This window comes from Clostridium sp. DJ247, assembly GCF_014231265.1.
This window is the reverse complement of record NZ_JABAIW010000013.1, coordinates 1-19,722: the sequence shown is the minus strand read 5'-3', so window position 1 is coordinate 19,722 and position 19,722 is coordinate 1. Positions and strand designations below refer to the sequence as shown.

Genomic DNA, 19,722 nt, shown 5'->3' with positions numbered 1-19,722 from the left:
GATTGGAGAATTAGATATGGATTTAGATTTTTTTAAAATAGCTGAGAATATGAAGGATGAGCTGGTTAGTTTAAGACGAGATTTTCACATGCATCCTGAATTAGGATATGAAGAACATAGAACTTCTGATAAAATAAAGGAATTTTTAAAAAAGGAAGGTATAGAGTTCATAGAAACTGCAGGTACTGGGGTATGTGGAATAATAAGCGGAAAGGGAACTAAAACTATTGCTTTAAGAGGGGATATTGATGCTTTACCTCTTGAAGATAGAAAAAACTGTCCTTATGCTTCTACTATAAAAGGAAAAATGCATGGTTGTGGCCATGATGCTCATACCACTATACTTTTAGGTGCTGCTAAAATTTTAAATAGTATGAAAGATAAATTGAATGGAAATATAAAGCTTTTATTTGAACCAGCAGAAGAAACTACTGGTGGAGCTAAGGTCATGATACAGGAAGGGGTTCTGGAGAATCCTCATGTTGATAAGATATTAGGACTTCATGTAGATGAGAATATAGAAGTTGGAAAGATAGGAATAAAGACAGGAGTTGTACATGCAGCTTCTAACCCATTTACCATAAAGATTAAAGGTAAAGGAGCTCATGGAGCACATCCTGATATGGGAGTAGATCCAGTGGTTATAAGTAGTCATGTTGTAATAGCACTACAAAATATAGTAAGCAGAGAGCTTCCACCAACAGATCCAGCGGTACTTACTATAGGAACTATACATGGTGGCACAGCGCAAAATATAATACCTGAAGAAGTTACTATATCAGGTATCATTAGAACAATGAAAACTGAGCATAGAGCTTACGTGAAGAAAAGGCTTGCAGAAATAGTAGAAGGACTAGTAAGTTCTATGAGAGGCCAATGTGATATAGAAATAGAAGAAAGCTATCCTTGTCTTTATAATGATGATGAATCAATTGGGTTAATTAAAAGTTGTGCGGAACAAATTGTGGGTAAAGAGAATATAAAAACATTAGATAACCCAAATATGGGGGTGGAAAGTTTTGCTTATTTCTCACTGGAGAGACCATCTGCTTTTTATTTCTTAGGAATAAGAAATGAAAGTAAAGGTATAGTGCACCCAGCCCACGGAAGCCTTTTTGATATGGATGAAGATTGTTTACCAATAGGTGTTGCAGTTCAATGTAAAGCCGTATATGAATTCTTAAAATAGAAATTAGTAAGCGGGGTTTTCAATCTCGCTTTTATTTTTTTACGTAAATGATTAAACTTATTATTTTTATATATTGATTTTGGCAATAATAGTAGTATATAATTAGAAGTTGTCTAGCTAAGTGAATTGTAAATATGAACTAGAATTTGAAGATAAATGTAGAATATATATAATATTAGGAGTGATTAAATGAGAATTGAAATAGGACCAAATGAAGCAGGGCAAAGATTAGATAAGTTTTCAAGGAAATGGCTTAAGGATGTACCTTTAAGTGCTATATATAAGAGTATAAGAAAAGGAGATATAAAGGTAAACGGTAAAAAGGGTAAAGAAAAGTATTCACTTGTAGAAGGAGATATAGTAGAAACAAGAGAAATATCTTCTAATGAAAAAAAACCTAAATTTAGTAGAATTGATAACGACTTTTTAAAGATAACTTATGAAGATGATAACATGGTCTTAGTTGAAAAATGGCCTGGAGTTCTTGTACACTCAGATAAAAAAGGTGGGGCACCAACTTTAACAGATTATGTTTTATCTTATCTTTACGATAAAGGAGCTTATTCACCAGAAAATGAAGTAACTTTTACGCCAGCACCTTGTAATAGGTTAGACAGAAACACTTCTGGTATAGTGATATTTGGAAAAAATTATGAAGCTTTAAAGCTGTTAAATGAAATGATAAGAGAAAGAAAAATAAAGAAGTTCTATCAAGCTGTTGTAAAAGGTAGAATTAAAGACGGGTTATATGAAGCTTATATCTCAAAAAATGAAGACGAGAACAAGGCAGAAATTTATAATGAACCTAAAAAAGGTACTAAAAAAATTGCTACAGAAGTTAAAACTATCCAAAGCTGCGGTACTTATTCATTGCTAGAACTAGAACTTATTACTGGTAGAAGTCATCAACTTAGATCGCATTTAAGTCATCTAGGGAATCCTATACTAGGAGATTCAAAATACGGAACTACAAAAGTTAACAGCTATTTCTTTAATAAATATGGCTTAGATTATCAGTTTTTATATGCATATAAGTTAATTTTTAAAGATTGTCCTGATAAGCTATCTTATATAGAGAATAAAACTATAGCTGAGGGATTACCACCAATATTTAAGAAAATTAAAAAAGATATGTTTGATAAATTTTAATTTTTTTAAAAGTTGAACATATAATTTATAGGAGATTGTAAAAAAATATATTAATATAAATTCTCAATATAGATATCAACAACTTAAATTTAACTTATACGCAGGAATATGTTGCTAAGACGAATAGCACATTTAAGAACTTTAGACTGATTAAAAGTTTTTAACGTGATAGAGTTTGGCAACATATTCGGTGGTATAAGTTAAATTTCGGGCATGGTTATCTATAGTATGTATTACATTGTTAACTAAGAGGTTGTGGATAGGGAGTTTAAAAAATGAAAGAACAATCAACCACCAAAGGATTTGCCATACTCTCAGCTGCAAGTATAATGGTTAAGGTATTATCCTTACTTTACATACCTTTTCTAATGATGATAATTGGTGATGAGGGATATGGAATATACGGGGCAGCATATCAGGTATACGTTTTTATATTTGTCTTAACAAATTCAGGTATACCTGTAGCAATATCAAAATTGATATCAGAACTAGTAGCTGTTAGAAACTATAGAGATGCGGTAAAAAGCTTTAAAATAGCAAGATTCATATTGTTAGTAGTGGGAGTTGTAATGACACTTATAATGCTAATTTTTGCAGCCCCATTAGCCAATGCTGTTCACTATAGTAAAGCATATTTATCTCTTTTAACGCTATCGCCTGCTATACTATTTACAGCCATAGCTTCAGCCTATAGAGGATATTTTCAAGGTAGGGGGAATATGACCCCTACAGCAGTATCACAAGTATTTGAACAGGTTATGAATACTGTTTTTTCATTAGTCTTTGCAGCCTATCTTATAAAATTTGGTGTAGAAGCTGGATGTGCTGGAGGCACTATTGGAACATCAGTTGGAGCACTTATATCGGCAACTTTTTTAATATTTTATTATGAGAAAAATAAAGTCTTTAAAGTTCCTAAAGGATATTTAAACGAGGAAGTTAGAAGAATTCCCACAAAAAAGCTTATAGGTAAAATCATAAAATACGGATTACCTATAACTATATGTATAGGGATGACTTATGCTGGAAACATAGTAGATGTATATAATACTAAGGTCAGGCTTATGGCAGGTGGTTTCCCGGACAAAGAAGCTACAATATTATATGGATATTTAACTAAATACCAGCAACTATTAAATGTTCCTATAGGAATTATATCATCTTTAGCAATGGCTATACTTCCAGCTATATCCGCAGCAGCTGCTGTAGAGGATAGGAATCTGGTTAAAGAAAAAATTAATTATTCTTTTAGAACATGTTTCTTAATAGCAATACCATGTGCTGTGGGACTGGCTATTCTAAGTGATCCAGTATTTCAAATGCTTAAATTTAGGGGTGGTTCCTATATAATGACTTATGGTTCTGTAGTTTTAATATTAATGTCAGTTATGCAGATACAAACTACAATATTGCAAAGCTTAGGGAAACTATATACTGCAACTCTTTACTCTGTGTTAGGTATAGTATGTAAAATACTTGCTAATTATTTTTTAATTTCTATACCAAGTATAAATATTTTAGGTGCAGTTGCAGGAAGTATAATTGGATTTGTTATTCCTATAATTTTGAATGGAATAATAATAAGAAAATCTTTAGGCATAAGAATAAAGCTTTTCAGACACGGAATTAGACCTTTAGTAGCTTCTTTAATAATGGGATTAACGGTGTTTGTATTGCATTATTTATTTAGTGTAATATTTGGATTTGCTAAGAGAGGATACATAGTTAATACTATTTCAACAATTATAGTAATTATTGCAGGAGTATTTGTTTATTTGCTAGGTTTGATGGTAACTGGAGGTATAACTCAAAAGGATTTACAGGGTATGCCTAGAAAAGTAACTAAGTTAATACCAGCCTTTATAACTAGTAGGATAAAGTAAATCTGCATTATAGATAAACATGTTCGAAATTTAACTTATACTACGGTATATATTACCATGTTTCGTCACGTTAAATATTTTTAATTAGTCTAAAGCTCAAATTTAAGCAGAGAGCCAAAATCTGTGATTTTGTGCGAATCGGTTAAGCAGACATACAAAATCTATGATTTTGATATGGTCGCTTACTCTGTGAGTACTCCTCTGACTGTAAGGAAGAGGAGTTTCATAATATAAAAGAACTTTTATAAACTCGTACCTCAGTTCGGACCCACTTATCAATTACCATTGATAAGTGGCTGGTTGAAAGCCATTTAGGCTTTCAACCATATCAAAAGTTCTAAGGTTTTTCTCAAATTTTCGCTAAGACTAATAAAAAATATTTAAATGTAACTTCAACATTGGTAATATATACCTACGTATAAGTTAAATTTAAGTTGTGGTTATCTATAATAAATTAGTATATAAACTTAGCCTACATATAGAATTACTATATATAGGCTAAGTTAATTTGTTTTTTTATTTAGGAGTATTTTTGGTTATAAATACTGTAAGAATGAAAGATAATAAAAAACCTAGAGCTATAATAGTTAAGTTTTTAAATTTAAATAAATAAGCTGGTATTAAATTATTAAGAATAGCTAGTATAAAATAGAGTAATAAACCTAAAAGCACTAATAGAAGAAATTCATACATAGAGAAATTTAAGTTACAAACTTTTTTTATTTCATGTATATTTAATATTAGAATAGTAAAAGAGGTTATTATTAATGATATACCAACTCCATAAATATTTATCCATGATATGCCGGTAAGCGTATATAGAAGTAATAATTCTTCTATAGAGACAATTAACGAGTTTCTTAGAATTACATTTTGTTTTCCAATACCATTTAATATTGCAAAGGTAGTTGAGGCTGTAAAAACAATTGGAGCGGACAGAGATAAGAATTTTATGTAGTATCCTAAGTCTTCTCTATTAAAAAATAATTTTCCAAGAGCGTGAGGTATATTAACACAAATTATCGTTGTTGTTATTCCAAGTAAAAGTGCAATTTTTAAGACCTGAGATATTCTATGTTCAGCAGCCCAATAATTTTTTTTCTCAATTTTCTCTGATAGATCTGGTATTAAGACAATGGATATGGAGTTAACTATAACCATTGGAAAAAATATTATATTTAAAGACATACCTCTAAATTTACCTATCATAGATAAAGCCGTACTGTAATCTAATCCAGCACTTACAAGTCGTCGAGGTAAGATTAATGCAGATAAAGTAGATAATGCTGTAGATAAAAAACCATTCAAACATAAAGGTAAAGATATAATAAGTATATTAAATAAAAGTTGTAGTTTATCCTCCGGAGCAGAATAATTTAAACCATATCTATTTTTCTTTATTTTATAGCAAAAATAAAGAAGGATAAGACTTATAAGTTCGCCAATAGTCAAAGTTATATAGGCGGCTGTTACTGTGCTTTTCACACTTTTTAGCGACAATACAGTTATAAGAGTTACAACAACTACTATCCTAATAAATTTTTCAAGTATATCTATAACTGCTGGAACCTTAATATTAGATGTACCATAAAAGTAACCTTTAAAAATTGACGATAAAGATATAAAAAGCATAGCTGGACACACAACTTGAAGAGCATGTAAGGTTCTAGTATCTTTAATTATGCTTGTACTTATGTATGACGCATTTACAAAAACAAAAGATACAACAATTAGTGACCATACAGAATCAAATATTATTGAAATGTCTATAGAGCGATTTAAATTTCTAAAATCATCTTTAGAAAAATATATAGCAGCAACCTTTGATATAGCTGTTACCATACCACCGCTAATAAGGCAAATAAATAAATCGTAAATTGGCATAACCAGTCCATAGAGCCCCATACCTTCAGCACCTAATTCTCTTGATATAATTATGGTAAATGTAAAACCAAAAATTCCTGTAATAAGATTGGATGATATTAATGTCAATGAACTCTTTAAAAACCTGTCTCTTTTCATAAAATAACCTCTACACTCATAGTATTTTTCAATTTGTACAATTAAAATTTATTACTAGTCAGTTAACAGTAGAATTTAATAAAGTTAAATTAATAAAAAAATAATCAGATATGGTATTATTAAAGTTATTAAGAAACTTGTACATACTCTTTAAAATCCATATACTAAATTCTATAATAATTACTATGTTTGTAAAGATTATTATATTCTTAATAAAAATATAAGTTTTATTGTATAAATAAAAACATGTGATGAGAAGAAAATGTCTTCTCACTACATGTTTTAATACTTTTATCTTTTTGAGCTTTCAAGGGCTCTACTAACAGCTAACTTCCAGTTATTTATTGTAGATGTCTCAGTTGTATGCCCTGAAATATTAACATTATGAGTTTGGTTTTGGATTATAGCAGCTGCTAAATCTTGTCTAGCTCTATCATAAGCAGTTGCTGCTGTTCTACCTGTATTATTAGTAGCATTGTTTATAGCATTATTATTTATATTTCTATTGTCAATAGTAGGAGCACCGATAGTGTTTCTATTTATATCATTAGTAATTCTACCAGTAGGGTTACCACTCATATCATCAATGTTTCCACCAGGTGTAGTTCCACCAGGAGTGGTAGTTCTTCCAGGTGCAGTTCCATTAGGAGTGGTAATTCTTCCAGGAGCAACTCCATCAACATTGCCAGTTATATTGTTTCGCCAAATGTTATTTGTACCATCTGTTGTACGATTTAATGTACCATCTGTTGTACGATTTAATGTACCATCTGTTGTACGATTCAATGTACCATCTGTTGTACGATTTAATGTACTATCTACTGTGCTTGCATACATTTCCCTTCCTTGATTGTCTATAGACTTAAGAAATACATTAGATATTCTGCCGTTTGTTATAGTAACTATGGCTGCTTCATTTCCACGAGCACTGTTGTTTCCTTGACCAATGTATACGCCATCTTTATAACCATTAGTATTAACGCCTACATTATTACGCTGGTCAATTCTTAAATTTGTTCTGCCAGGATTAGTTACTTGATTTCTTAAAGAAGTATTTCTATTATCACATGCACTTAAAGAACATGTTATCAATGCTACAGCTACTACACTTGCTACCTTTTTCATGATTATACCTCCGTTAGAAATAGAAATATAGAAGTTCGTTCATAGATAAAATATTATAAACTTAATATAAATAAGTTATCTTAAGACGAGCATCTGTATTTAGGTTAACCTATGAATAATTTTTTATGCTTAATGACATGATTATAAAAGCAGTAATTAATTAACATAAATAATATATGTTAACTTAATTTAATTGTTTTATTGTATAAGGAAATATTTATATGATTCATTATGTAAGTATTGTAATAATTAGTTTGGAAACACTTCGGTTTTACGGAAAATGCTATACAAAGTGGTTAAAATTTTATATCCTTTTATGTTATACTAAATTTAGTAAGTATTTAAGGAAGGGTGTTACAATGAGTAAATTAATATGTGTTGTTTGTGGGATGGAAATAAATAAAGTGAATTATAGTTTTAATAAGGAAGCATTTGCACAAGTAAACAGCCCAGATAACATAAAGTTTTGCCCATTTTGTGGAGCAGTAGCTGACTATTTAATTGAAGATGGCAGGGAATTAAATTATGATGAAGTTAACTTAAATGATAATGCTTTAACAATAATAGATCATGCTATTAAATTAGAAATTTTCAATGGTGACTTTTATAAAAAAGCTTCTAAAATTGTAAAAAATCATGAAACAAAAAAAATGTTCGAAGCTTTATCAAGAATAGAATTTATGCATGCTAGAATACATAAGAAAATAGGAGGCTTTAAGGTAGATCCAGTACTTAGGGATATGGACTACTCAAAGTATGATTCAGATAAAGTTTTATTAGATATGGCCTGCAAAAGAGAAAAACATGCAGTAGAATATTATCATAAATATGAAAAAGACATAGAGGATGAAACTATAAAAAAAGTATTTGAGGTTTTGTCTAGCGTAGAAAAAGAACATATTGAACTTACAAGTAAATAAATTTATAGCTTAATAGTGGGTGCTTATATTTTATAAGCTTTTAGGTTAAATAACTGAAAAAATTGTTGAAAATGTAAATATTATAGAAACTATAACCAGTATTAACATTAAAAACTTATATAGGTGGTAATATACATATATTTTTTAAAATATATATATCATAAAGAATGTAATAAGGAGATATGATATGAAGAAGTTTATTGGTGTTATACTGCTTTTTATTTTTATTTTTTCAGCAGTTTTCTTGCTAAAAAAATACTATTATACAGAGAATATTATTAAAAGCCTAAAAGTAAAAAACGAAAACTTAAGCTATAAAGTGAAATATAAAGGATTAAAGGATGCTATAGATTTTGCTATAGATGATTGGGAAAATTATTACATAGCTTATAAAAATAAAATACAAATTATAAAAAATAATGGACAAAGTTATGACTTAGTTGAAGATAGTAACTTAAATATTAATAGTATAGATTACTTAGATAATAAACTGTATTTTTCATCTGGTACAAGTGTTTTTGTTTTTGATATAAAAAATAAAAAATTAGATAAAATAATAAGTGATATACCAAATTACGGAGATTATAAAAATAGTATAATAAAAATAAAAGGAGATTACCTATATGTAACTATTGGTGCTGCAACTAATTCAGGTGTAGTGGGTGAAGATAACAAGTGGGTTAAAGATACTCCCTATATTCATGATATTACACCGAAAGACATTACTATAAAGGGAATTAATTTTGGAAAGGACAAGACTGGTGCATTTCAAAGTTATAGAACTAAAAGCTTGAAGGGGCAAATAGTTCCTGAACATTTCCCGGGAAATGCATCTGTTATAATATATAATTTAAAAACTGGAAACGGTGAAACTTTCTCTTGGGGAATAAGAAATATCACTAGTATGGATTTTACAAATGAAAGTAAACTTATAGCTGCTGTTGGTGGAATGGAAGACAGGGGAGCTAGACCTATAAAAGGAGATTCCGATTATATATATGAAATAAAAAAAGGGGTTTGGTACGGATGGCCTGATTATAGCGGAGGTGATCCAGTTACATCTCCGAGATTTAAAGTTAATAAGTCAGGCAACATTCAGTTTATATTAGAAAATCATCCTAATACTAATCCACCAGCGCCAATATATCAACATAAGTCTGTAAGTTCTATAAATTCTATAGCTATAGATAGTAATGGGGTAATTGGAGAAAAAAATTGTATATATTTTTATGATAAGTTAGATAATGTACTATATAGGTTCAGTGGTGCAGGTGCAATTAAAGAAGAAATAAAGTTTAGTCCAGCTAGTGAAATTTCTAATATGAAATTTAAAGAAAACCATTTATTACTACTTGATGAAAAAGGAGAATGTTTATATAGTATTAATAAAGGGATTTTAAATAATAATTTAATAATTAGAAAAAGTATATATATTTATTTAATAATAATAGTTGTAGCAGGAATAACAACCATCTTAAAATTTCAAAAAAGTAAGTAACATTTGTTGAATTGTATAAAAATTCAACGTATTGAAATTAACTTTATAAAAGGAGATATAGGTAAAATATGAGAAAAAAACTTGAGAGGACTTATGGCAGAGCACTAAAAGGAATATTTTTTGCCATTAATCCATTAAAAAAGAAAGTAATGAAGACGCACTGTACTGTTCATAAATTTATTACGAGGCAGGCTGTGGAAATACTAAAAAATGATGGTTATGAAGAAGAGTATAATTTTTTTAAAAAGCATATAAAAGTCTTAAATAACGGTGTTACCTGGGCTGATCAAGATTTAAAAAGCTCGAATCATTTTTATCATGTAAGTAAAGGAACTGGGTTATATGGTTTCTCTAATGCTTTAAGTGAATGTAAAAAATACTATAATAAAGCACTTGAACTGATATATGAAAAGGATATTGAAAAAGCTAATTTTTATTTTGGTGCTTCTTGTCACTTAGTCCAGGATGCAACTGTACCTCAACATGTGAATAACAATCTACTTAAGAGCCATAGAAATTTTGAATCATGGATAGCAAGTAGGCTTATGACAGATTATTCATTTGAAGTAAAAGAAGGTACTGTTATATACAATACTATAGAAGAATTCATAAAAAATAATGCTATTATGGCTAGCAGTACTTATATAAAAAACATAGGAATAAAATCTAGAGATGAAAAATATGAAAATATAGCTACTACAATAATTAGAGAAGCTCAACGCACTACAGCTGGTTTTATGGTTAAATATTATGATGATTTAAAGAATAAAAAAATTCTTCCATAAATTGGAGGAATTTTTTTTTATATGGAGAAATCATATAAGTAATATTTAATTATAAATAGGCAGGTGATGTAAAGTGAGAAAAGATTTGTTTAAAAAAGTAATTGATAAGAAAAAGGTTATAAGTAAAATTAGCACAAATACTTTAGGTGGTTATGTAGGAAAAGAAATTTTTATAAATATGGAAAAAGAAATTTTTAGAGGAAATATACTTGACATAGGATTGGAAAATTATGGGGTCATATATAGTATTTACAAACAATATAATGAAGATGTAAATATAGAATATATTAATGGTAGGCAAGAAGAGGATAATATTAAAGAGAACTTCTATGATAACTGTATATTATTATTTTCCTTTAGCAGTATATGGTTTGCTCTTAATAAGAAAAACTTTATAAAAGATATATATAAATACTTAGCTAAAGATGGTCTATTATATATATGGGATATTGATAAAGGATATGGTAAAATCTTTGATGCACGTATTAAAATTGTAGTTCCAGGAAACAATCTAAAAGAAATAAAAGTTAGAGACTTAAATATATTAAAAAATAATTCAAAAGAAAAAACCATGAACTTATTACAGAACTATTTCGAAGTTTTAGATGTAAAATCTTCTGATGGAATGTTCTATATTAAAGCCAAAAAGAAGTTAGCAGAAAAAGCTATTACTAAAGAAAAAAAGAAAGAAAAAATTTTTAAACTAAATAGCAAAGGTAGTGTTAATAGCGCTTAACTATTTTAACTCTGGATTGTTCCAGAGTTTTTATATTAATAATTAGAGGTAGCCACAATGAAAACTTAAATTTCATAACTTTTAATCTCAAAAACATGTAAAAGAATTGATTTAAATCATATTGATACTATATACTATATAAAGTGAAACTTGGGAGTCATGGAATAAAAGCAGCTAAGGAGTAATAGAGAAGGGAAGTAATGAGGATGAAGGTAGCTTTAGTAGCAGTAAACTCAAAATTTATTCATAGTAATTTAGCCGTAAAATACTTAAAAGCTTATACAAAGAATTTAGATTATCACTGCATGATTATGGAGTTTTCAATAAATGATAGCATTCAAAGAGTGGTTGAGGAGATTATAAGTGAAAAGCCAAATATTATAGTTTTTTCCTGTTATATATGGAATATGTATTACGTTAAACAGTTAACTGATTTAATTAAACTCATAGATGGTGATGTAAGAATATTATACGGTGGTCCAGAGGTATCTTATGATAGTGAAGAAATTTTAAAAGACAGTAAAAATAAAGTAGACTATATTATAGAAGGCGAAGGAGAGGAATCCTATAAAGAATTTATAGAATGCGTAATTTCTAATAGGAGCTTAGAAGGGGTTAAAGGGTTATATTATAAAGAAAATAATGGGATAATATATGGTGGGAAAAGAAAACTTATGGATCTAAATAAGCTGGTGTTCCCATATAGTGAAGAGGATGATTTAAATAACAAAATAATATATTTTGAATCTTCTCGAGGATGTCCTTTTAAATGCAAATATTGTCTATCTTCTAGCACTCAAGGAGTAAGGTTTTTAGATGTTGAAAGAGTTAAAAGAGACTTAAAGTTTTTTGTTGATAAAAAAGTAAAACTTGTAAAGTTTGTTGATAGAACATTTAACTGTAATAGTGATTTTGCTATAAAAATTTGGACATATTTAATGAGTTTAGATACTGAAACCACCTTTCATTTTGAGGTTTCAGCAGATATTTTAAATGAAGAGCAGCTTAAAATATTAAAAAAAGCACCTAAAGGAAGATTTCAATTTGAGGTAGGAGTACAAACAACTAATGATGAGGTGTTAAAAAACATTAATAGATTTGTTCCATTTAAGGATATTAAAGAACAATTCATTAAACTAAATAAGTATGGCAATATAAAGCAACATTTAGATTTAATTGCAGGGCTTCCTGGGGAAGATTTTGAATCCTTTAAGAAATCCTTTAATGATTTATATAGTATACAACCGGATGAAATACAACTTGGTTTCTTAAAAGTGTTAAAAGGAACACTGATGAAAGAGGAAGCTGAAAAGTGGGGGATTATCCATTCTCCTTATACTCCTAATGAAGTACTTAAAACTAATGATATAAGCTATGAAGAACTTGTTTTATTAAAAAGAGTTGAAAAAATGGTGGATAAATATTATAATTCTCAAAAATTCAATACCATAATAAAATATTTTATTTCAAAGTTTGAAACTGCTTTTGATTTTTACTTAGCTTTGGGAAATTTCTTTCATAGTAAAGGATACTTTGCTAGAAGTTTATCACCAACTGATTATTACAAAGTATTTTTAGAATTTAACAATGAAATAATGCATGAACAAAATGAAAATTTAAAAGAAATTGTTAAATTTGACTATTTGAAGTTTAATAAAAAAAGATGGTTGCCAGATTTTCTTGCAAGAGAGTCAGATAAGATTTTGGAGAAAAACTTAAGAGATGCACAGAAAAACAATGTTGTTCACATACCTTATGAAAAATATCACCTAGAAAGATTTAAAGTAGATATTTTGAATTTTTTAAGTAGTGGAGTAATAAGTAAAGAAAACTGTTATTTGATTTTTGATGAAAATGTAGCTGATAACATATTAGATATAACAGCAACTATTAATAAAGAAAAATTATAAATAACCATGACCGAAATTTAACTTATACGACCGTACATATTACCATACTTCATCACGTTAAATATTTTTAATTAGTCTAAAGCTCTAAGATTTTTCTCAAATTTTCGCTAAGACTAATAAAAAAATATTTAAATGTGACTACAGTATTGGTAATATGTGCCTACGTATAAGTTAAATTTAAGCTTGTGCTTATCTATAGGGTTCCAAAGTAGAAACTTAACTTATACTCCGGAATATGTTGCCAAACTTCAGCACGTTAAAAACTTTTAATCAGTCTAAAGTTCGTGTTTTTGAAAATCTAAGAAACTTTGATAAACTCGTACCTCAAACATATCAAAGCTCCTAAGATTTTCTAAAAACACTTCACTAAGACTGATAAAAAAGTTTTTAAATGTGCTTCAGTTTTGTCAACATATTCCTGCGTATAAGTTAAGTTTAGAGCTAGAAACCCTATATAGTCAGGGAAAAGTAGAATAAGTATGGATGTTTTTCTTTTATATTTTATGCAAATAGTGTATTTGATTGTTAGTATAAATCTATGTATAATTGAATTAATTTACGCAGTGAAGTTAATAAGGGGGGAGTTTAAAACCTGATTATATTTTATTAGGTTTTAAGAACAGTTATGGCAGTAAAAGAAATATTACAATTTGGAAATCAAACATTAAAGAAAGTAAGTAAGCCTGTAAAGGAAATAGACCAAGAAATTTTAAATCTTATACAACATATGAAGGATACTCTATATAGCACTTCAGGTATTGGATTGGCAGCTCCGCAAATTGGTGTTTTAAAAAGAGTTATTCTAATAGATCTTAGAGATGAAGAAGAACCTATTATATTAATAAATCCTAAAATAATTAAAAAAATAGGCAGAGAAGAGGATATAGAAGGCTGCCTAAGTTATCCAGGATATGAGGGGTTAGTAGTAAGACCTAAAAAAGTAGTAGTTACAGGTGAAGTTGTTGAAGGAGATATTGTGGAATATACGGCGGAAGGTCTTTTGGCAAAGGCTTTTTGCCATGAAATAGACCACTTAGATGGAGTTTTATACACAGATAGAGCAAAAAAGATGTACAAACTACAAGAGTAAAGTCAAGCTTGAATGAGATAAAATTTTACCGTTATTGATATTTAATTAAATTAATTTCTATAATATATAAAAGCGTAAATATATATAGTATATTTACGCTTTTATATATTGGATTTTATTGATATTGAAACTCAAATTTGTTTTTACGGAACTAAATTCTATTTACAAATATAAAGAGATAATATATACTACTGTATATACATTAGTATACATGGAGGTATAATAATATGAATAATATAAAAAAGTTGACCTATTCAGGACTTTTAACTGCCCTTGCAATTATAATTCCTTTAACTTTTGGATTTTTAAAGATTCATGCAGGTCCCTTTAGTGCTACTTTAGCTTCACACGTACCTATGTTTATGGCTATGTTTTTAGGGCCAGGAGCAGCGGTTATGGTTGGAGTGGGTTCTGGTATAGGATTTTTGCTTACTGCTCCAGCAGTTATTGCTGCAAGAGCATTTATGCATACTTTTGTTGGACTAGCAGGGGCATACTTATTAAAGAAAGATGTTTCTTTTGGGAAGGTTATATTAATTACTGGTCCTATACATGCAATTTTAGAAGCTTTAATAGTAATTCCTTTTGGTTTTTCAGTGTATAAGTTTCTTGTGGTTGTAGGGTTAGGAACTTTGATACATCATATGGTAGACGGAATAATTTCTCTAGGTTTAGTAAATGCCTTATCAAAAAGTTTAAAAATGGACTTAAAAAAAGTAGCGTAAGCTATATAATAAATCCAACATAGGACTTTTGCATTGTATAGAGTTTTAACTCCATATATGCAAAAGTTTTTTATATTTTTCTATATTATAATATAGATAATCAACCCGAAATTTAACTTATACTCCTGGATATATTACCATGTTTCGTCACGTTAAATATTTTTAATCAGTCTAAAGCTCAAGTTTTCGCTAAGACTAATAAAAAATATTTAAATGTGACTTCAACATTGGCAATGTATCCCTGCGTATAAGTTAAATTTAAGATTTATACTAATAAAAGAATATTTAATGTGATAAAACATGATAATATATAACGTAGTATAAGTTAAATTTTGGGTATGATTATCTGTACAATAATAGAGTTAAAACTTGACATATATTTCAATTAAATATAAAATTAAAATTTGTATACATGATTGGGGGTGAAATAAATGTCAACAAACTCAGAGGCCATGAGGTTTGAAAAAGAAAACCTACAACAGACAAAGATATGGATTGAAGAGCAAAAGGTTAGAATGGAAGAAGAAGATAAAAAATTAAAAGATAGAATAGATAGTCTTAGAAAACAATCCAAAGGAAAGTATAATGAAGAATTGGAAACTAAAGAAAAACTTTACCAAATAACACATAAAAATTTAGAAAAGTATAATGAGGCTAAGGAACAACCTTACTTTGGAAGAATTGATTTTAGAGAGTATAGACGGGATAAAGAAACTTTTTATATAGGTAAGTTTGGACTTGGAGATATAAGTACAGGAGATGAAAAGGTAATTGATTGGAGATCTCCTTTAGCTGACTTATATTATAGTGGTACTTTTGGAGAGGTATTTTACAGGGCACCAATAGGTATAATAAATGGAGAATTAAGTCTTAAGAGAAAGTTTTTAATAAGAAATGGAGAACTGAAAGATATCTTTGATGAAGGTATAAATGAAATAATACTAAAATCCTCTGATGAAGAAGGAAACGCCCTTATAGACGAGTATTTAAAAATAAACCTGGAGGAAAGTGTAAGCAATAAATTAAAAGACGTTGTAGCTACTATACAAAAAGAGCAAAATGATATTATAAGAGCAGATAAAAATACTGCCCTTATAGTCCAGGGATCAGCTGGCTCAGGTAAAACTACAATAGCATTACATAGACTTGCTTATTTAATATATAAATATAAAGATAAGTTATCTGGAGAAGATATACTTGTAGTAGCTCCAAATAAAATATTTTTAGATTACATATCAGAAGTATTACCGGATTTAGGTATAAATAATGTAAAGCAAAACACCTTTGAAGAAATAGCTTGTGAAATAATAGGTATGAAATTAAAGGTATTTACTAAAGATAAGAAACTATCAGAAATATTAGAAGGAAAAAATGAAGAGACTTTAGAGTATATAACAAATAGTAGTAGACTAAGAGGTAATATTGGCTATAAAGACTTAATGGATAGATATGTTCAGCATATGGAGATAAAAGATTTAGATATAGAAGATATAAAAGTAGATAACTATTTACTTTTTGAAAAGAAGGAAATACAGAGACTTTATTCCAAAGATATGGTACATTTACCTTTAAATAAACGAAAAGATGAAATTAAAAGATATTTTACTTTAAAGATAGATGAGAAAATATTTGCTATATTAGAGAAAATAGAATTCTCTTATGAATATATGGTAGCCAGGATCAAAAAGACTATGGAAGATGGTGTGGAAAGAAGAAAGAAGTTAATAGACATATATGATGAAAGAGATCGTAAAAAAGAAGAGTTGAAGATTAAAGCTAAAAAAAGTTTTAATGAGTATTTTGATACATGGAAGCAAATAGATACAAGTAAACTTTATTTTGATTTTGTTAATAATGAAGAAATATTCAATGAAATAACCAGAGGAAAGATACCAGAAAATCTTTATAAATATATGAAAGAAGAACTAAATAATAGCTATAACAAGGGTATATTAGATAGTGATGATTTAGCTGCCATACTTTATTTAAAGTTTAAAATTGAAGGTGTACCTGAAAAATATAAATACAAACATATAGTAGTAGATGAAGCACAAGATTATAGCATGTTTCAGATTGCAATCTTAAAAGAAATGGCAGCTAATACTTCTTTAACTATAGTTGGAGATGTTGGTCAAGGAATATATTACTATAGAGGAATAGAATACTGGGAAAAACTTGTTGATGAGGTATTTAAAGAAGAATCCACCTATGTACAGCTCACACAGAGTTATCGTTCAACAGTGGAAATTATAGATTTTGCAAATAAAGTATTAATACAACAAAAAAATAAGCTTAAGCCAGCAATGCCAGTTTTAAGACATGGAAAAACTCCAGAGGTAGTAGAATTTAAAACAAACAAAGAATTTGCTGAAAGAGTAGATGAAATTGTTAGAGAAGTAGAAGGTATGGGCAAGAAAAATGTGGCTGTTATAGGAAGAACTTATGATGAATGTAAAAAGATCAAGGAGAACTTAAGAAAAAACAGCAGTTATAAGTGGGATTTAGTGAAAGAAACGGATAAAAATTTTAAGCTGGAGAAAATAATAATACCATCTTATATGACTAAAGGCTTAGAATTTGACTGTAGTGTTATATATAATTGTAATGAAGAAAATTATGGAGAAAACGAATTAGATAAGAAAATACTTTATGTAGTGTTAACTAGAGCACTTCATCTAGAATACGTATTTTATAATGGAAATAAATCGAAATTAATATAATATACCCATTATTATTTATTCTAAAATATTTTAGGGAATATAAATATTACTTAACTTAATAAATAATAATCAATATTAAATAATGATAATTACTATTATTCTTTATTATTTGGCAATTTTATGATACAATAATTTAAAGATAAAGTGAAACTTGAATTATATTGGGTTTTAATCCTAACTGATTCTTAAGTAGACATCCAAAATCTGTGATTTTGTGATGGTCGCTTACTCACCTGACGTTAGGAAGAGGAGTTTCATTTATAAATCTAGAAGCTTAATGCCACTTATCCCACCGCTTGAAGAAGCGGGCTATTAGTGGCAGTTAACTATGGTATAAGGCTTATATATAAATTTATTTAATATATAAAAATATATTGTATATATTTAGGAGGGTTAACATGAATAGTGTAAAATTAAAGGATAACATTTATTGGATTGGTGTGGAGGATCCGGAATTAAGAGTATTTGATATAATTATGGAAACTAAATCAGGAACCACATATAATTCTTACTTAATTGATGATGAAAAAGTAGCCATAGTTGATACAGTAAAAAATCATTTTCTTGATAAGTATTTATCAAACATAAAAAGCATTATTGGGGATAGAGCAGTAGATTATATAATTGTTCAGCATACAGAATTAGATCACAGCGGATCAATTGTAAAACTTATAAAAGCTTATCCAAATGCAACTGTTATAGGATCAAGAGCAGCACTAATATATCTAAAGGATATAGTTAACGAACCATTCAATAGCATGGAAGCTCCAGCAGAATTAAGTCTTGGAAACACAAATTTAAAATTTATAATGGCTCCAAATCTTCATTGGCCAGATACAATGTTTACCTATGTTGAAAATAAAGAAGTACTATTTACTTGTGATTTCTTAGGATGTCATTATTGTCCAACAAATAATTCTATTACAGATAACTCTGTAGACTATCATGGAGAAATGAGATACTACTTTGATGTAATAATGGGACCTTTTAAAAAGTTTGTTCTTATGGCACTTGATAAAATAAAAGACTTAAAGTTTGATATGGTTGCAACAAGCCACGGCCCAGTTCATGTAGATGATGTAGAAAAATATATAAATCTATATAGAGAATGGGCTACAATACATCTACCAGATGAAAAAAACGTTCAAGTATTATACATTTCTGCTTACGGTAATACTGAACAGATTGGTAAATACATGGCTGATAAAATTAATGAAAAAGGAATTAAAGCAGAGGCTCATGAAATAACTTCCATGGATATGAGTGAAATATTAGAATTAATTGAAAAATCTACAGGTGTATTAGTAGGATCACCTACAATAAACCAAGATGCAGTTAAACCAGCATGGGATATGTTATCTCTAGTATGTGCCATAACTAATAGAGGAAAAGCTGCAGGTGCCTTTGGATCCTATGGATGGAGTGGAGAAGGCGTTGATATGTTAACTGCAAGGCTAAAATCTTTAAAGTTCAAAGTTGTTGAAGAAGGACTTAAGTTTAAATTTGTACCAAGTGAAGAAGACTTCAAGAGAGCAGATGAATTTGTTGATAAGTTCTTACAACTAATGTAAGTATAAAAAGTTTTCACTAGCTAAATAAAGCTAGTGAATTCTGTTAACTCATTTATTGTATAGAGCTGGAACTTTTAAACTTAATTTATTCCACATAGCATATTACTAGATTATGCTACTGATAAATAGTTTAAGCAAGCCTAAGCCTCAAATTAGCAGAAAAGCTAAGGATTTTGATAAACTCGCTTACGCTCAAACAGTATCAAAGTACTAAGCTTTTCTACTAATTTGAGACCAAGGCTTGCTAATAAACTATTTAAATGTGGTACAATCTAGTAATATGCTATGCTACATAAATTAAATTTAAAAGTTCCATGCCTATATATAGGGTTTCTAAGTCTAAACTTAACTTATACAGAATAATTAAATTTCTTCTCCAAATACTAAATGTACGGAGAA

General features: G+C 28.7%; 14 protein-coding genes. 12 read left to right on the top strand and 2 right to left on the bottom strand.

Annotation, left to right across the window (positions count from 1 at the left end):
• The first annotated feature begins 16 nt into the window (after positions 1-16).
• From HGI79_RS07260 to HGI79_RS07250, 3 genes are all read left to right on the top strand, one after another.
• Complete coding sequence (locus HGI79_RS07260; protein ID WP_185650004.1) at positions 17-1,189, top strand: M20 family metallopeptidase; 1,173 nt, start codon at positions 17-19, stop codon at positions 1,187-1,189.
• A 189-nt stretch (positions 1,190-1,378) separates the two neighbouring features.
• Entirely contained in the window at positions 1,379-2,338 is a 960-nt protein-coding gene (locus tag HGI79_RS07255) for an RluA family pseudouridine synthase (RefSeq protein WP_185650003.1), read from the top strand.
• 275 nt (positions 2,339-2,613) lie between these two features.
• Positions 2,614-4,221 carry a polysaccharide biosynthesis protein gene (locus tag HGI79_RS07250; protein WP_185650002.1) on the top strand — a complete coding sequence of 536 codons (1,608 nt, stop codon included), beginning with the start codon at positions 2,614-2,616 and terminating at the stop codon, positions 4,219-4,221.
• Between the two features lie 516 nt (positions 4,222-4,737).
• Here the strand turns inward: HGI79_RS07250 and spoVB are convergent.
• Together spoVB and HGI79_RS07240 are read right to left on the bottom strand one after the other, a co-directional pair.
• A complete protein-coding gene (spoVB, locus tag HGI79_RS07245) occupies positions 4,738-6,243 on the bottom strand; it encodes a stage V sporulation protein B (RefSeq protein ID WP_185650001.1) in 1,506 nt (501 codons plus the stop codon).
• Positions 6,244-6,534: 291 nt separating this feature from the next.
• Positions 6,535-7,368, bottom strand: a complete 834-nt coding sequence (locus HGI79_RS07240; protein ID WP_185650000.1) for a hypothetical protein — start codon at positions 7,366-7,368, stop codon at positions 6,535-6,537.
• Positions 7,369-7,727: 359 nt separating this feature from the next.
• On the opposite strand from HGI79_RS07240, the gene HGI79_RS07235 reads away from it, so the two are divergent.
• From HGI79_RS07235 to HGI79_RS07195, 9 genes are all read left to right on the top strand, one after another.
• Positions 7,728-8,288, top strand: coding sequence for a ferritin family protein (locus HGI79_RS07235; protein ID WP_185649999.1), 561 nt, complete (start codon positions 7,728-7,730; stop codon positions 8,286-8,288).
• A 187-nt stretch (positions 8,289-8,475) separates the two neighbouring features.
• Positions 8,476-9,786 carry a hypothetical protein gene (locus HGI79_RS07230; protein WP_185649998.1) on the top strand — a complete coding sequence of 437 codons (1,311 nt, stop codon included), beginning with the start codon at positions 8,476-8,478 and terminating at the stop codon, positions 9,784-9,786.
• Between the two features lie 68 nt (positions 9,787-9,854).
• Positions 9,855-10,571: a zinc dependent phospholipase C family protein gene (locus HGI79_RS07225; RefSeq protein WP_185649997.1), complete on the top strand. Its 717-nt coding sequence runs from the start codon at positions 9,855-9,857 to the stop codon at positions 10,569-10,571.
• 178 nt (positions 10,572-10,749) lie between these two features.
• The gene (locus HGI79_RS07220) at positions 10,750-11,307 is read left to right on the top strand and encodes a class I SAM-dependent methyltransferase (protein WP_185650066.1); all 558 of its coding nucleotides are present in this window, start codon (positions 10,750-10,752) and stop codon (positions 11,305-11,307) included.
• A 206-nt stretch (positions 11,308-11,513) separates the two neighbouring features.
• Positions 11,514-13,217 (top strand): B12-binding domain-containing radical SAM protein, encoded by a 1,704-nt coding sequence (locus HGI79_RS07215; RefSeq protein WP_185649996.1) that lies wholly within the window; start codon positions 11,514-11,516, stop codon positions 13,215-13,217.
• Positions 13,218-13,842: 625 nt separating this feature from the next.
• Positions 13,843-14,307: a peptide deformylase gene (def, locus tag HGI79_RS07210; protein WP_185649995.1), complete on the top strand. Its 465-nt coding sequence runs from the start codon at positions 13,843-13,845 to the stop codon at positions 14,305-14,307.
• A 227-nt stretch (positions 14,308-14,534) separates the two neighbouring features.
• Positions 14,535-15,032 (top strand): ECF transporter S component, encoded by a 498-nt coding sequence (locus tag HGI79_RS07205; RefSeq protein WP_185649994.1) that lies wholly within the window; start codon positions 14,535-14,537, stop codon positions 15,030-15,032.
• Positions 15,033-15,463: 431 nt separating this feature from the next.
• The gene (gene helD / locus HGI79_RS07200; RefSeq protein WP_185649993.1) at positions 15,464-17,752 is read left to right on the top strand and encodes an RNA polymerase recycling motor HelD; all 2,289 of its coding nucleotides are present in this window, start codon (positions 15,464-15,466) and stop codon (positions 17,750-17,752) included.
• Between the two features lie 398 nt (positions 17,753-18,150).
• A complete protein-coding gene (locus tag HGI79_RS07195; protein WP_185649992.1) occupies positions 18,151-19,323 on the top strand; it encodes an FprA family A-type flavoprotein in 1,173 nt (390 codons plus the stop codon).
• Positions 19,324-19,722: the final 399 nt, after the last annotated feature.